The organism is Streptomyces chisholmiae, from assembly GCF_031845445.1.
GTDB lineage: Bacteria > Actinomycetota > Actinomycetes > Streptomycetales > Streptomycetaceae > Streptomyces > Streptomyces chisholmiae.
This window is the reverse complement of the sequence record NZ_JAVREO010000069.1, coordinates 1-610: the sequence shown is the minus strand read 5'-3', so window position 1 is coordinate 610 and position 610 is coordinate 1. Positions and strand designations below refer to the sequence as shown.

Here is a 610-nt window from a genome sequence, read left to right as displayed (position 1 = left end):
CACCTGGCCGGCTCACTCGGGGCGTTTCTCGTCTCGGCCGGATGGTTCGTGGTGCTCACCCTGGTGTGGCCCGCCTCGTCGCGGCCGTACCTCGCCGGGTCCACCGACAACAACTTCATGAACCTGGTGCTCGGCTACAACGGAGTCGGTCGCGTTCTCGGCCACAACCACTACGGCACCCACGTCGACGTCGACCCGGTGGTCCCCGCAGCGTCGCAGCACCACGGCGGCTGGGGCGATCAGGTCCAGGGCCTGCCGCGGCTGTTCACCGGCGAGTTCGGTTTCGAGATCGGTTGGCTGGTGCCCGCGGCACTGCTGGCGGTGGTCCTGGTACTGATCTCGCGTGGCCGGGCACCGCGCACCGACATCGTGCGGGCCGGGACCATCCTGTTCGGTACCTGGCTCGTGATCGACGGTCTGGTGCTGAGTTTCATGAAGACCAACGTTCATCCGTACTACTGCATGTCGCGGGCACCGGCCGTCGCGGCGATGTTCGCCATCGGCCTCCACGAGATGTGGCGGCGCCGCGACGACCGGCTGGGGCCGATCGGGTTGGCGACACTGCTTCTGGGCACCGCGGCGTGGCGTTGCTGGATCCTGGCCCGCACTG

The 610-nt window shown here is 68.4% G+C and carries 1 pseudogene; it reads left to right on the top strand.

What is annotated here, in order from left to right:
* Positions 1 to 48: 48 nt before the first annotated feature.
* Positions 49 to 610 (top strand): annotated as a pseudogene (locus tag RM844_RS32085) (glycosyl transferase); the annotation flags it as partial.